Genomic DNA, 14,405 nt, shown 5'->3' on the forward strand with positions numbered 1-14,405 from the left:
ATGAGCATTCAGGCAGTTGGCATGCGGGCGTACAGCGAAGCAGTGCAGAATTTCAGCAAGGTGCAGAGCGGCCTGCAGCAGGGCGGCTCCATCGGCGGCCAGACCCAGTTTGCCAAAACTCTTGACCAGAGCCTTTTGCGCGACAGCGTTGACCGTGGCGAAAATTTTGGCGCCCAAGCGGATTTTATCAAATATCCCACACAGGCGCACACGCCGGTGACGCCGCAGAACAGCTTTTCCGGCACCATCAAAAGTTCGCTCAACAAGGTTAACGAACTGGACAGCGCCAAAAATGCGGCTATCGAAGACTTCGCCGCAGGCCGCACCCAGAATGTGCACGAACTTATGATCACCATGCAGAAATCCAGCATGGCCATGAAGCTGACCTCTGCCGTGCGCGGCAAGGTGCTTGAGGCGTACAAGGAAATTTCCCGCATGCAGTTCTAAGGCATCTGCATGATCATATGTTCGCCGCCGGGGCGCAGAGTGTTTATTTACATTGTGATGCGTCCGGGCAGGTGCATTTTACAAATTCCAGATTTTTATTTCCGCGCGTGATACTCCTGAACGCCGAATCCCCCACTGGCTGTGCCTTGGGGGATTCGGCGTTTCTGGCGCTGCGTCACAAATTTGAATGAACCAGGGGGGTGTTTTAAAAAACTATATAATTACAGTATGTTGTAATATGGCATGGCAATTGCTTTGGCAGGGCATATGCCCGGCCAAAGTGCCGGAATTACGCCACGTCTTCGCAGGAGCAACCATATGCCGGCTTTTCTTATGCAACTTGTCAATTCCATCAAGGCAGTCTGGGCCAGAATGAGCGTTGCGCAACGCGTGATGGTTCTGGGTGGATTTGTCTTCATCAGCTCTGCGGCCATTGGCCTTTCTGTCTGGGCGTCACGTCCCGACTTCAAGGTGCTGTATTCCAACCTCAGCGCCGAAGACGCCAGCGTTGTCATCAAGTCGCTCCAGGCCGACAAGGTCATGTACCAGCTTACGGACAACGGAAAGACCATTCTTGTTCCCAAGGAAGCTGTGTACGATGAACGCATCAAGATCGCGGGCGAAGGCGGTCTGGTGGGGCAGGGCATTGGTTTTGAAATTTTTGACAAGGTCAAGGTCGGGCAAACTGATTTTGTGCAGAAAATAAACTACACCCGTGCCTTGCAGGGTGAACTTTCGCGCACCATCAGCGAGTTCCCCAATGTGGAAAGCGCACGCGTGCATCTGGTCATTCCGCACCGCAGCCTGTTTGTGGAAGAACGCCAGTCGCCCTCAGCCTCGGTTGTGCTCAAGCTCAAGCGGCCCAACCTCAAGCCCGACCAGAAAGAAATCAACGCCATCCTCAACATGATGCTCATGGCTGTTGAAGGGTTGGACAAAACGCATGTTTCCATTTCCGACAATGGCGGTAAGGTGCTGTATCAGCCGGAATCAGACAGCCTCGCTGGTGCAAGCTCCACCCAGATGGAACACCGCCAGCAGGTGCAGCGCAACCTTGAACGCCGCATTGAAGAAATGTTGCAGCCCATGTTTGGCCCTGGCCGTGTTATCGCCAAGGTCAATGTGGATATGGATTTCAGCCAGCGCACCATCCGTCGCGAACTGTTTGACCCCGAAAAAACCGCAGTACGCAGCGAGCAGCGCAGTGAGGAAACCCAGCAGGGCCGCTCGAATCTTGAGGGTGGCTCGCCGGATGCCAACTTCCGTGGTGATGGCATAGCCGGATCTGTTTCACAGCAGAACGGCAGCCGCGAAACCCGTACCACCAACTACGAAATTAACAAGGAAGAGCAGCAAATCGTATCCAATGTGGGCGATTTAAAGCGTATGACGGTTGCAGTCCTTATCGATGGGACGTATGAAAAGACCAGCGGAGCGTGGACATTTGTGCCGCGCAAGGCCGATGACCTTGAGCGGGTGCGCCAGCTTGTTACCAATGCCGTGGGTCTGGACAAGGCCCGTGGCGATGCTCTGGAAGTAAGCTCCGCTCCGTTTACGGATTCCGAGCCGCCCAAGGATCCCAATTTTGCCGAAATACTGGCCGATTATGCCGAACGGCTGGGTAAGCCCCTGCTCAACGCATTGCTGGCCTTTTTGTTCCTCATGCTTGTGGTGCGGCCCGTGGTTTTGGCCCTCATCCGGCCCAAGGTTGAAGCCGGTGAAATGATTGAGGGGCTTGAAGGCCTGCCCGCAGCCGAAGAACAGCTGGCTCTGTATGAGGCTCTTGAAGAGGCCTCCAAGGCAGAGGACGAGCCGGAAGCTGATGGAGACGATGAAATTGTTTTCAAAGATATTGAAGCCTTGAAGTCGCACATTTTCACCCTTTCTGATAATCATATGGAGCAGGTGGTGATGCTGGTGCGCGGCTGGATGAAAAATGATGAAACAGCTACCGCCTAAAGCACAGAACCGTCAATTGACGGAAAGCAACTCGACGCTCTCGCAGCTCAAGGCCTTGCGCCTTGCGCAAAAAGAAAGCAATCAGCGCGTTGAAGAATTGAAAATGCGGCTCTTCCACATTACCGAGCAGCATATGGATCAGGCCGTGCGGCTTATCAAGCGCTGGCTTGCAGACAAGGAATAAGCAACCCCGAGCAGCCTAGTGCGGATCTCGGTGAAGGAGTAAGGAGATGGAGTTGACCGGCAAACAGCGTACTGCAGTGCTGCTGCTCGCCATGGGCGACAAATTCACGGCTGACGTGTTCAAACGCATGGACCGGCAGGAAATAGCCGACATCTCCAGAGCTATCGTGGAATTGGAGCCTGTGCCGCGCGAAATAGTCGAAGAAGTGCTGCGCGAATTTCACGAATCGCTGGTTGAAGGCGTGGATATGATCACGGGCGGCAGCGAAACGCTGAAACGCCTGCTGGTCAAGAATCTTGATCCTGAAACCGCCAAGTACGTTATGGACTCCCTGAGCCTTGAAACCGGCCCCGCGCCCTTCCGCGAGCTGGAATCGGTCAGCCCCAAGCTGCTTTCGCAGATTCTGCGCAACGAGCATCCGCAAACCTTGGCCCTCATTATTGGGCATTTGCATCCGGATCAGGCCGCCAATTTATTGACAAACCTTCCCGCAGGCGTGCGCGCCGAGGTGCTTATGCGCCTTGCGCGGCTTGAAGCCGTGCCGGAAGAAATGCTCATGGAAGTGGACAAGGTGCTCACAAGCCAGCTTATCGCCATGGGCGGCAAGGAAGGCAAAAAAGTGGGCGGCGTACAGTCTGTGGCAGAAATTCTCAACGCTGTGGACCGCGCCACCGAAGAGGAAGTGCTCTCCGAAATCGAGGAAGATTCCGCGCAGATGGCCGAAGATATCCGCAACCTCATGTTTGTCTTTGAGGACTGCAAGAATATTGATGACCGAGGCGTACGCGAAATGCTGAAGGAAATTTCCAACGAAGATCTCACCCTGGCCCTGCGCGGCGCCAGCGACGACCTCAAGGAAAAGTTCTTCAAGAATATGTCGGAACGCGCGGGCAACATGATTCGCGAAGAACTGGAATTCATGGGCCCGGCCAAGCTTTCGGATGTGGAGTCGGCCCAGCAGAACGTTGTCAAGATCGTGCGGCGGCTTGAAGGCGAAAACAAGCTTGTCATCAGCCGTGGCGCTGGCGACGTGTTTGTGTAGCGGCCTGCCGCAGAATCTGTAACCATCGGAACCCGGCATGGCGTCAGACCAGTTGCGCAAAAAATGGGGCACCATCTTCATGGGCGAGCGCGAGGCAACACCTCAGCAGCTTGATGCCATGCAGGAACCCTTGCTCCGTGAACGCGTCCAGCACCTGCAGCAGGAGGACTATCTTGCTCGGGTGCGCGCCAGGGCCGAGGAACGCGCGCGTGAGATTCTTGGCGCAGCCTACGCCGAAAGGCAAAAGGTGCTGGAAGAGGCCGGGGCCGAGGCTCAGGCCCGCGTGGAGCAGTTCACGCGCGAAGCGAAAGAGCTCAAGGCTCAGGCGCAGACAGAACTGGCCGAGGCCGAGGCCGAGCACGGCAAGGCCCGCGATTTGCGCGAAGAAGCCGAGTTTATCCGCAGCAATGCGCATAACGAGGGCTTTCAGGCGGGCATGGAGCAGGCCGGGGCCGAGCTTAAGGAGTTCCGCGTTGATGTGGGGCAGATGCTCGGCAACATGCTGCGCGCTCTTGAGGTGCAGCGGCACAGCCTTGGCGAAGCCTGGCGCGACGAACTGGCCGAGCTGGCCCGCGTGGCCGTTGAGGCCGGAACCGGCTGGATTTTGCAGGCCGAGCATCAGCGCATTTTGCAGAATCTGGTCTTTGGTTCCCTGCAATTGCTGGAAGACCGCGCCACCGTGAGCATCCGCGTGCACCCCGATGACGAGGATACCGTGAGCGACCTGTTTCGGGCCGCCCGCGAGCGTGTGCCCGAGCTGAGTCAATGGATCGTGAACGGCGATCCTTCTGTTGAGGCTGGCGGCCTTGTGGCCGAGAGCGTCAGCGGTTCGGTGGAGAATCTGCGCGAACATTACCGTGAAATGGTCAATGGCATTCTGGAGCATTTGACCTTGCCGCCGCGCCCAGAGGAAGAAAGGGCGCGGGAAGAGGTGAGCGCCACAGCTGCGCGTGAATCTGCGCGGCTGACGCAAGTCGTGCCCGAGGCTGCCCCTGTTGCGGAACCCGCGCCTGTGGAGGCGGCTGAACTGGCGGCAGCGCCAGAGGGTGCGGCGGGTCAGCCGGAACTGTTGCCAGAACATCCGGCAGAAACTCAGGCTGAATCCTTGCTGGAACCTGGGCCGGAATCCGGGCCGGAATTTGCGCACGAATCTGCACCAGATATGGCCCAAGATGCGCAGCCGGAGCAGGCCTCCTTTGCCGGACAGGATGGCGCTGGCCTCGCGCCCGGTGAAGTTATGCCCGCGTCAGGGGCTGTTGATACGGTTGCTGCCGCTGAATCTTTTGAGCATGGTCAGGAGTCTGCGCCAGTTGATGTTGCCGCGCAGCCCGATGCCGCTGCTCCTTCTGCCAATGCCTCTCCCGAAATGGTGCAGGATTCCATGCCAGAACCCAGAGTTCAGGCAGACGGGCAGGTTGCGGAATCATCCCCGGCCCCGATGGCGCAGCCTGATGATGGTATTGAAGGGCAGCCTGCTCAGGCGCATGCTCCGCAACCTGCCCATGCTCAGGCAGCGGAACACAATGCCAATCCCAGCCTTGCCGAGCTTGAGGACGAGCTCTTTCCCCTGCCGGAAGAGGAAAAGGAACACGTCTCGCAATCTTCTTCCAGCGTCTTTGTCAGCGGGGGCTTTCTGCCCGGCTCGGGCAACGGCCAGCCGGGATAGCCAGCCATGAAGCTTGACCCAGATTCCTGCATAAAGCTGCTCAAAACAAGCACTCCCGTGCGCCTCTACGGCAAGGTCAACAAGGTCGTGGGCCTAGTGGCCGAGGGCAGCGGTTTGCGCGCCCCCCTTGGGGCCGTATGCCACATGCTGCCCGATGAAGGCGACAACGGCATCGCCGCCGAAGTTGTGGGCTTTCGCGAGGGCAATCTTCTGTTCATGCCTTATGGCGACATGCGGGGCATCCGCCCCGGCAGCCGTATCCGCAACACAAGTCTGCCCCCGGTGTTCCCCGTAGGGCCGGATTTGCTGGGCCGCGCCTTTGACGCCTTTGGTACCCCACTGGATGCCGGTGCGCCCATAAGCGCGGATCTCTACGTTTCGCCCCTGCCCTCTGGGGAAAGCTCCAGAGAAGATTTTATCCGCCAGCAGGAAGAGCAGCGCCCCTTTGTGCCCCACTGGCTTGAGGAGGCCCGTAAACACTGGAATCCCGAGCTGGTGCCCATCTATGCCGATCCGCCAAGCCCCCTGCAACGCCCGCGCATTACCGATATTCTTGATGTGGGCGTGCGCTCGGTCAACAGCCTGCTGACCCTTGGCAAGGGGCAGCGCGTGGGCATCATGGCCGGTTCGGGCGTGGGCAAATCCACGCTCATGGGCATGATGGCCCGCTATACCCGTGCGGATGTCAACGTCATTGCCCTCATTGGCGAACGCGGGCGCGAAGTTGTGGAATTTATGGAGCGCGACCTCGGCCCCGAGGGCATGGCCCGCTCCGTGCTGGTTATCGCCACGTCAGACCAGTCTCCTCTTGTACGCATGCGCGCGGCCTACGCAGCCACGGCTGTTTCGGAATATTTCCGCGACAAGGGCATGGACGTGCTGCTGATGATGGACTCCGTAACCCGTTTTGCCATGGCTGCCCGCGAAGTGGGGCTGGCCGTGGGCGAGCCGCCCACTACCAAGGGCTACACGCCTTCGGTTTTTGCCCAGTTGCCCAAGCTGTTGGAGCGGGCGGGGCGTTCCGCCAAGGGAACCATCACGGGGATTTATACCGTACTTGTGGACGGCGACGACTTTAACGAACCCATCGCCGACTCCGTGCGTTCCATCCTTGACGGGCATATTGTGCTTACGCGCGATCTGGCCGACCAGGGGCATTTTCCCGCCATTGACGTGCTGCGTTCCATCAGCCGTCTGCGTTCCGATATCTGCGACCGGCAGGATGTTCTCGCAGGCCGCGTTGTCACCCGCTGCATGAGCACCTTCCGCCGCGTGGAAGACATGATCAACATCGGTGCCTATGCCAAGGGCTCCAATGCGGAAATTGACGCAGCTATTACCAAAATGCCGGACATCAACGCCTTTTTGCGGCAGGATGTGGGCGAACCCCAGTTTGTGGAGCAGTGCATGGCCCAGTTACGCCTTCTGGCCGATATGGACGATGGCCAGCAGGGCGATCCCCAAGGCAATCCGCAGGGCGACATGCCTGTGCCGCAACAGCCCAACGGCGTTGCGCCGCTGTAGTTTTATCCATAATTTTCTTTTCCAAATTTGTTTTTTGAGAATGGGAATTCTGTCACATGCGGCTTGAAGGCGGCTTGGTGCTGTGCTAGGTTCAATGTGTAACTGTTGGCGCGGCGCGGTTTTTCGCGTTGTCGCAGGTTTACAGCCTTATCTTGTGGAGCCGCCATGTCCCTGAGCCGTCTGTTGGGCTTTTTAACGCGAGGCGCCCGCCGGGGCGACGAAGCCGTTTCCTCTTCTTCCGTCAGTGCGGCGGAGGAGGCCCAACGCTTTTTTGCCTTGCGGCACCACTCCTTCCGCCTGTTTCTTACGGCATGGAACGCCTTTCAGGAAACCATGACCGATCTGGAATACACGCTTTGCTGCGATCATCCCTTTGGCCTGTATCGTGTGCGGGCGCTCTGCACCTCTATGGCCACCCAGGTTTTTCAGTGCATCAAGCAGCTTGAGCGGCTTGATCCCGCGCCTTGCCCGGCCCTTTACGCCCGCTTTGGTGAACTGCAAAAGCTGGTGGCGGAAGAAGTATACGAGCCGGAAGCCTGCCTGCTCGGGCCGCTAGTTGTTCCCCTGTGCCAGGACGATGCCGGATGTCTGGCAACCCTGCACAGCGAGGGGCGGGTGCTGGTGGACCCGGCAACCGCCCGGCTTGAAAAACTGCGCCCCATTTTTCCCGGTGCCGTGCCACAGGGCTTTGTGGTCACGGCGGCGGGGTGTCAGCACTATTTTCAGAGCGGCGACCTGCAAAGCGAGATCAACCGCTGCATTCAGGCTGCTGGCGGCCTGGCCCCCAACCATCTGGCGCGGCTTTCCAAAAAGCTGGGCGCGCTGGTGGAGGGAACCCCCCTGCCGGAAGACCTTGCCGCAGCTATCCTTGAGCAGGTACAGCGTTTACGCGGCCTTTGCAGCAAGCCCATGCAGCTTTTGCTGCGAGGGCGCGTATGGCCGCCTGCCGCGGGCGAGGGCGAAGGCTGCGGCGTTGTACTTTGGGGGCCGCCTGTTTCGTTGCAGGCGCATGACGATGATATTTTGCGTGCGGTGCGCGTAACCCTGTCCAGCAAGCAGCGCGCTCAGGCTCTGGTTTACCGCCGTGCGCGCGGGCTGACAGAAGGAGGGGCTGGCGTCTGCCTCACCTGTATGGCGGTGGATGAGGGCTGTTTTGGCGGCATTGCCCAGTCATCCGCGCCATTGACCCCGCACAGCGAGAACGTGCACGTCTTTGGGTGCGCGGGGCTGCCGCAGGAGGTGGAGTATTCCACCTTGCCGGTGGACGCCATAAGTGTTTCGCGCGCGGCGCCGCACACGGTGACAGACCGCCGTCCTTATAAAGCCAAGCGTCCGGTGCTGGACGATGCCACCGCCATACGCGCCGCAGAGCTTGCCCTCGCAGTGGAAGAAGCCGCCGGAAGGCCCGAGGTGCTCACCTGGGTGTGCAACCCGGAGGGGCGGGTTTTTATGCTTATGGCGCGCCCCATGTCCTTGCCGCAGGAGGAAAAAACCGCCTTGCCGGAACCAGCCAGGGCGCTGGATGATGCCCTGCTGCTGGAAGGGGGATTTACGGTCAATCCGGGCCGCGTATCCGGCCCTGCCTGGGTGGCCCGCCGTTGGGAAGACGCGCGCAGGTTCCCCACCGGCGGCATCCTTGTGGTGTCAGATGACAATTACATTTGGGGTTCGCTCATTGACCGCGCTGCCGGGATTGTGGCGGAGCGCGGTTTTCAGGGATCACGGCTGGCTTCGCTGGCGCGGGAGTTCGGCAAGCCCGCCGTCTTTGGCCTCAAATGGGCCACGGAAGTGGTAGAAAGTGATCAGCGCATCACCCTTTGCGCAGACCTGTGCACCGTGTACGAAAACCGGCAGGATTCCCTGTTGCCCAAAGTACCCCCAGGCAAGGACTACATGCCCGGCAGCCCCGTATACCAGATTTTGCAAACCGCCTCCCGCCGCATTCTGCCCCTGACGCTCGAGGTGGACAGCGTGGACTTCAAGGCGGCCAACTGCGCCACCTATCACGACATTGTGCGCTATTGCCACGAAAAGGCCGTGAGCGCCATGTTCAGCCTTGGCTCGGAAAAAAAGTACGCGCCGCAGCGCATCAAGCAACTGCGCGACAAAGTGGTCAAGCAGTTCTGGGTGGTCAACCTCAGTGATGGCTTTGTGCGTACCCCCACCGGGCCTGTCATTGACGTGGAAGACATTGCCTCCCTGCCCATGCTGGCCTTGTGGCAGGGCATGAACGCCCACCCCTGGCAGGGGCCGCCACCTGTGGATGGCAAGGGTTTTCTTTCTGTGCTTTTTGAGGCCACAGCCAATCCCAATCTGGATCCTGCGGCGCAGACGGCGTATTTCACTGAAAAAAATTATTTTCTTATCTCCAGCGATTATTGCAGCCTGCATTCCCGCTTTGGCTTCCATTTTGTTTCGGTTGAGGCGCGTCTTTCGGAGCGCACCAGCGAGAACTATCTGAATTTCCAGTTGCGCGGCGGTGCTGCCGACATTGAGCGCCGTATTCTTCGGGTGCGCTTTGTGGCCGATATCCTTTGGGAATTCGGTTTTTCACCAGTGGTGCGCAACGATGCCGTGAGCGCCACGCTCAAGGATATGGACAAGGAAGAAGGCGAACGCCTGCTGGCAGTGGCAGGGTATATGACCATCCACACCCGCCAGCTTGATATGATCATGCAGGACCCTGGGCAGGTTGCGGCCCGCCGCAAGGAAATGCTGGCCCACTGCCGGGCGCTTTTCAGGGGAGAATCCCTGGCTGGCGTTGTTGATTCTCCATCCCAGGAGGCCCGTTAATGTCGTCCACCGTGCCTGCATCCCACAGAGGCTACAGGGCCATATATCGCCGTTTGCTGATAACTCTGCTGCTCATGGCGCTCACGCCGCTGGTCGCTTTGGGGATATTTTGTCTGGACAGGCTCAGCGCCATCTATGACGAAAAAATCACTGCAGGCATCGAGGCTGTCATCAGCAGCAAGCACCGCGCCCTTGATACCTTCATGGTAGAGCGCATCGCGCAGGTCAAAAACCTGGCCTTCACCCATCCGTATTCTGATCTCAGCAATTCCGCGCGCCTGAGCGAAATTTTCAGCGTGATGCAGAGCAACAGCCGTTCGTTTGTTGATCTGGGCATTATCGGTATGGATGGCCGCCATGTATCCTATGTGGGGCCGTTTGACCTGCGGGACGCCAATTATTCCGAGGCCCCCTGGTTCTCGGAGGTGTTGCGCAAGGGCGTGTACGTCAGCAATGTATTCATGGGCTATCGCCATGTGCCGCACTTTATCATTGCCGTGCTGCGGCACGAGGGCGGGCGCACCTATATCATGCGCGCCACCATCGACATGGACGCCATTGACGCACTGCTGCGGCGCATATACTCCGGCCCGCACAGTGACGCATTTATCGTTAGCAATACCGGAGTATTGCAAACTAGTTCACGATTCTATGGCCCTATCATGGGGAACTTTACCCCGCCGCAGGAGGATCTGACCCGCAACAATGTGGTGACCATGCGCACGGTCATTCCCAGCGGGGAAGAAATGGTGGTGGCCATGATGCGGCTGGATTCCATGCCGTGGGTGCTGGTGGTCATGGATGATGTGCGCGACAGCCTCAAGCCTCTGCGGCAGCTCAAGGCGCTGATACTCTTCTTTACCCTGCTTGGCGGCGCGCTGACCTGCATGGGCGCGGAGCTGTGCACCCGGCGGCTTGTGGCTTCGCTTGAAGCCTCGGATCAGAAGCAGGCCCACATTGACGCGCGCATGCTGCAGTCAAGCAAGATGGCCGCTCTGGGCAAGATGGCGGCTGGCGTGGCGCACGAGGTCAACAATCCCCTGATGCTCATTCAGGAAAACGCGGGCTGGATACGTGACCTGCTGGACGATGAAGACCCGTCAACCATGAAGAATTACAAAGAAATTTTTGATAGTACAGAAAAAATCGAGCAGCACGTCAAGCGCGCCAAGGGCATAACCCAGCGCATGCTGGGCTTTGGGCGGCGCATGAATCCGGGCCGTACGGAAATTCTTATCAGTTCCCTGGCCGATCAGGCCGTGGAAATGCTTAAAACCGAAGCCGCCAACCGCAATATCGCCATCGTGCGGCAGTACGATGCGCATGTTCCCGTAATTTTGTCCGACCCGGCCCAGCTTGAACAGATATTCATCAATGTGATAGACAATGCCATTGATGCCATGGGCAAGAATGGCACCCTGACCGTCAGCACGCAGCCCTGGCGTACCGGAGTGCGCGTTTCCTTTACCGATACCGGGCCGGGCATGGATCCGGAAACCCTGCGGCAGATTTTCGACCCCTTCTTTACCACCAAGAAGGTGGGCGAGGGCACGGGGCTTGGCCTTGCCATCTGCTACACAATTCTTGAAAAGCTCGGTGGGCGCATAGACGTGCAGAGCGAACTTGGGCACGGCACCACATTCAATATTTTTCTGCCTGCGGAACCGCCGCAGCTCGCGCCTGAAGAAAGCGCAGAAGCATAATACCACTAGGCGGCCCCAACGGGGCATGCTGCCATATGAAGGAGGCCTCCATGCGCGCATTGTTTGTGGACGACGAAGTGGAATTTCTGGAACTGATGGAAAAACGCCTTACCCGGCGAGGTATGGAAGTTGTAACCGCGCCCGATGGTCAGTCGGCCCTTGATCTGCTGGATCAGGCCCTGCAATCGGGCGAGACGTTCCATATTGTGGTCATGGATGTGCGCATGCCCGGCATGGATGGTCTGGAAACCCTGCGTCACATGAAGGAAAAAGCCCCCAACCTGCCCGTTATTCTGCTTACGGGGCATGCCTGCATGGGCGTGGCCGTGCAGGGGCTTGATCTTGGCGCGTATGACTACATGCTCAAGCCCGTGGCCATCAGCGAGCTGATCATTAAGATGGAGGAAGCGGCCCGGTCCGCTATGTGACATGACGGTGTTCGACTGCCTGCGAAAGTGGCTGGTGCGCGATGGCTCGGATGAGCCGGACGCGGAACAGCTTGCGCGTGAGGAGGCTTTCAAGGCCCACCTGAGGGAGCGTTGCGCGCGCTTCCGCCGCTTGTTGTCGTCCAACAAGACAGCCCTTGAGGCCATGAGTGATGTGGAGGAGCACCTCTCCGGCGCGCGGCCTTTTGGCATGGATTACGTGCATGCCGTAAGCACTCGCGCCGTAACGGCGGTTTTTCAGATGGTGCGCGACCTCAACGCGCTTTCAGATGAAGGCTACGAGCCTTTGCAGCAGGCCTTTGACCGCATTCGTGAGCAGATGCAGAATCTGCTCGAAGATCAGCCGCATCAGGATGGCCCCAATATCATGCCGCTTGGCGATATCCGCCTGCACCACATCACCCTTGTGGGCGGCAAGATGGCCAATCTGGGTGAAGTGGCGGCCCATGCAGGGTTGGACGTGCCTGATGGTTTTGCCGTGACGGTCAGCGCCTACTATCGTTTTATGGAATACACCGGCCTGCACAGCGAACTGAACCGCCGCATTCAGGCTACGGATATGCACAGCCTGGATGAAGTTTTCAGTCTTTCTGCGGCATTGCAGCAGGCCGTACTCAGCGCGCCGTTGCCGCCGGAGCTGGAGCAGGAAATTACCGAGGCCGTGGCCGCCATGCAGCGCCGGGCTGGGCCGGGTCTTGCCCTTGCACTGCGCAGCAGCGCCGTGGGCGAAGATTCGCTTGGTGTCTCCTTTGCCGGGCAGTACCGCTCCGAACTTAACGTGCCGCCGGAAGAAGCCTGCGAGGTCTGGAAAGAAATTATCGCCAGCAAGTATGCCGTAACAGCCATGAGCTATCGGTATCAGCACGGCATCCCTGATGATGCTGCGCCCATGTGCGTGGGCGTGCTTGCCATGGTGCCAGCCGCCGCTGGCGGCGTGGCCTACAGCCGTGATCCTGTGGCTGCCGCGCGCGGGCAGGAGCAGGTGCTGCTCAATGCCGTGCCGGGCCTGCCCCAGGCCGTGGTGGACGGCGCGGTTACACCTGATGTTTTTATTTTTACCCGCACCAATCCGCCGCAGCCCATAAGCAAGACTCTTGCAGGGCTTGCTGGCGTGCCAGCCAGCCTCACCGATGCACAGGCCGCAGACCTTGCCCAGGTTGCGCTGGCGCTGGAAGAATACTACGCCGAGCCGCAGGATGTGGAGTGGGCGCTTGATTCCCGCAACGGGCGTATTGTGGTGCTGCAAAGCCGCCCCCTGCACGCGGCAGATGCCGCCACGGAAAACCGGGCCGATGTTGCTGACGGCGCAGCTGTCGGGCCGGGCGAGTGTAAAATTTTGGCGGAAAACCTGCCCGAAGGCCTTTCCATGCTGGCTTGCGGCGGCGTTGCCGTAAGCCCCGGCGTGGGTATGGGGCCTGTGTTTGTTGCCCGTAAGGAAGCGGACATGCTTTCCTTCCCCAAGGGTGGCATTCTGGTGGTTGAGCGGGCCTTGCCGCGCTGGGCACCTCTGCTTTCCCGCGCGTCTGGCATGGTCAGCGAAACGGGCGGCATGGCGGGGCATCTGGCCTCTGTAGCGCGCGAGTACCGCCTGCCCGCCGTGTTCAGCCTGCCTAATGCCTGTAGCCTGTTGGACAATGCCGGGGACGCCACCCTGGATGCCGTGCGCTGCGCCGTGTTTGCGGGGCTGAATCCCGAGCTTGCCGCCCAGGTGTCGGAGCCGCCAAATCTTATGGAAGGCAGCCCGGTGCATCAGCGGCTTGAGGCCTTGGCGACCCTGATGGTTCCCCTGCATCTGCTGGACCCGGAATCACCGGAGTTTGCGCCGGAACATTGTCAGACCCTGCACGACATCACCCGCTTTTGCCACGAAAAATCCGTACAGCTCATGTTTGAGGATGGCTCAGACGTCAACCAGCGCATGGGCAAGCAGCTCAAGGCCGGGGTCAAGCTTCAGTACTGGATTGTGGACATGGGCGACGGTTTCAGGCGGTATGTGGGCGGCGCGGTGGTGGATATCGCCGATATCGCCAGTACGCCCATGCTGGCGCTGTGGGACGGCATGGTTGCCGTGCCATGGGCCGGGCCGCCTGCGGCAAGCGCCTCTGGCTTCATGACCGTGATGCTTGAAAGCACCATGAATCCGGATCTGGAAAGCACAGCGCCCAATGCCATGTCCAACAAAAACTTTTTTATCATTTCTGATAATTACATGATTTTGCAGGCCCGCTACGGCTACCACTTCTGCACGGTGGAAAGTCTGGCTGGCGCAAATAACCATGAAAATTTTGTGAGCTTCCAGTTCAAGGGAGGTGCTGCCGACCGGCAGCGCCGCCGCCTGCGCGCCCGCATGGTGGCCGACCTGCTGGAGGCGCACGGCTTCCGCGCTGATGTGAAGGATGATTCGCTCTTTGCGGTGGCGGAAAACTTCCCCGCTGCCGATATTCTGCAAAAAACCCGTATGCTCGGCTATCTGCTCATCCATACCCGACAAGTGGACATGATCATGCTGGAGCAGGAGCGCGCCGCAGCCTTAAGGGAAAAACTGGGCGGCGACATGGCCTCGTTGCTCGACAGACCTTTGCCGCCGGGCTGTTAGAGGTTTTTTCAGCACACGTTCACGGTGCTGTCCTTCAGTCTGCCC

The 14,405-nt window shown here is 59.1% G+C and carries 10 protein-coding genes; all 10 read left to right on the forward strand.

Going from position 1 to position 14,405, the window contains the following annotated elements; all coding sequences use genetic code 11:
- The 10 genes from fliE to RDK48_RS13155 all read left to right on the forward strand — a co-directional run bounded on the left by fliE (nt 1) and on the right by RDK48_RS13155 (nt 14,360).
- Nucleotides 1-447, forward strand: coding sequence for a flagellar hook-basal body complex protein FliE (gene fliE, locus RDK48_RS13110; RefSeq protein WP_308588011.1), 447 nt, complete (start codon nt 1-3; stop codon nt 445-447).
- A gap of 318 nt (nt 448-765) precedes the next feature.
- Nucleotides 766-2,406, forward strand: coding sequence for a flagellar basal-body MS-ring/collar protein FliF (gene fliF / locus RDK48_RS13115; protein WP_298998629.1), 1,641 nt, complete (start codon nt 766-768; stop codon nt 2,404-2,406).
- Nucleotides 2,384-2,590 (forward strand): flagellar M-ring protein FliF, encoded by a 207-nt coding sequence (locus RDK48_RS13120; protein WP_298998627.1) that lies wholly within the window; start codon nt 2,384-2,386, stop codon nt 2,588-2,590. Before fliF ends, RDK48_RS13120 begins: the two co-directional genes overlap by 23 nt.
- Nucleotides 2,591-2,636: 46 nt before the next feature.
- On the forward strand, nt 2,637-3,632 hold the full coding sequence (gene fliG, locus RDK48_RS13125; RefSeq protein ID WP_022659219.1) for a flagellar motor switch protein FliG: 996 nt from the start codon (nt 2,637-2,639) through the stop codon (nt 3,630-3,632).
- Between the two features lie 37 nt (nt 3,633-3,669).
- The gene (locus RDK48_RS13130; protein ID WP_298998624.1) at nt 3,670-5,298 is read left to right on the forward strand and encodes a FliH/SctL family protein; all 1,629 of its coding nucleotides are present in this window, start codon (nt 3,670-3,672) and stop codon (nt 5,296-5,298) included.
- 6 nt (nt 5,299-5,304) lie between these two features.
- Nucleotides 5,305-6,822 carry a FliI/YscN family ATPase gene (locus tag RDK48_RS13135; protein ID WP_298998622.1) on the forward strand — a complete coding sequence of 506 codons (1,518 nt, stop codon included), beginning with the start codon at nt 5,305-5,307 and terminating at the stop codon, nt 6,820-6,822.
- A 165-nt stretch (nt 6,823-6,987) separates the two neighbouring features.
- Nucleotides 6,988-9,615 carry a PEP/pyruvate-binding domain-containing protein gene (locus tag RDK48_RS13140; protein WP_298998620.1) on the forward strand — a complete coding sequence of 876 codons (2,628 nt, stop codon included), beginning with the start codon at nt 6,988-6,990 and terminating at the stop codon, nt 9,613-9,615.
- On the forward strand, nt 9,615-11,318 hold the full coding sequence (locus RDK48_RS13145) for a sensor histidine kinase (protein WP_298998618.1): 1,704 nt from the start codon (nt 9,615-9,617) through the stop codon (nt 11,316-11,318). The genes RDK48_RS13140 and RDK48_RS13145 overlap by 1 nt, the downstream gene beginning before the upstream one ends.
- A 50-nt stretch (nt 11,319-11,368) precedes the next feature.
- The gene (locus RDK48_RS13150; RefSeq protein WP_298998616.1) at nt 11,369-11,746 is read left to right on the forward strand and encodes a response regulator; all 378 of its coding nucleotides are present in this window, start codon (nt 11,369-11,371) and stop codon (nt 11,744-11,746) included.
- 1 nt (nt 11,747) lies between these two features.
- Nucleotides 11,748-14,360 carry a PEP/pyruvate-binding domain-containing protein gene (locus RDK48_RS13155; RefSeq protein ID WP_298998614.1) on the forward strand — a complete coding sequence of 871 codons (2,613 nt, stop codon included), beginning with the start codon at nt 11,748-11,750 and terminating at the stop codon, nt 14,358-14,360.
- Nucleotides 14,361-14,405: the final 45 nt, after the last annotated feature.

Source organism: uncultured Desulfovibrio sp. (genome assembly GCF_902477725.1).
In the GTDB taxonomy this organism is placed as follows: Bacteria; Desulfobacterota; Desulfovibrionia; order Desulfovibrionales; family Desulfovibrionaceae; genus Desulfovibrio.

Coding starts and splice junctions, on each gene's coding strand:
- fliE (WP_308588011.1), top strand. CDS start 1: ATGAGCATTCAGGCAGTTGGCATGCGGGCGTACAGCGAAGCAGTGCAG.
- fliF (WP_298998629.1), top strand. CDS start 766: ATGCCGGCTTTTCTTATGCAACTTGTCAATTCCATCAAGGCAGTCTGG.
- RDK48_RS13120 (WP_298998627.1), top strand. CDS start 2,384: ATGATGAAACAGCTACCGCCTAAAGCACAGAACCGTCAATTGACGGAA.
- fliG (WP_022659219.1), top strand. CDS start 2,637: ATGGAGTTGACCGGCAAACAGCGTACTGCAGTGCTGCTGCTCGCCATG.
- RDK48_RS13130 (WP_298998624.1), top strand. CDS start 3,670: ATGGCGTCAGACCAGTTGCGCAAAAAATGGGGCACCATCTTCATGGGC.
- RDK48_RS13135 (WP_298998622.1), top strand. CDS start 5,305: ATGAAGCTTGACCCAGATTCCTGCATAAAGCTGCTCAAAACAAGCACT.
- RDK48_RS13140 (WP_298998620.1), top strand. CDS start 6,988: ATGTCCCTGAGCCGTCTGTTGGGCTTTTTAACGCGAGGCGCCCGCCGG.
- RDK48_RS13145 (WP_298998618.1), top strand. CDS start 9,615: ATGTCGTCCACCGTGCCTGCATCCCACAGAGGCTACAGGGCCATATAT.
- RDK48_RS13150 (WP_298998616.1), top strand. CDS start 11,369: ATGCGCGCATTGTTTGTGGACGACGAAGTGGAATTTCTGGAACTGATG.
- RDK48_RS13155 (WP_298998614.1), top strand. CDS start 11,748: ATGACGGTGTTCGACTGCCTGCGAAAGTGGCTGGTGCGCGATGGCTCG.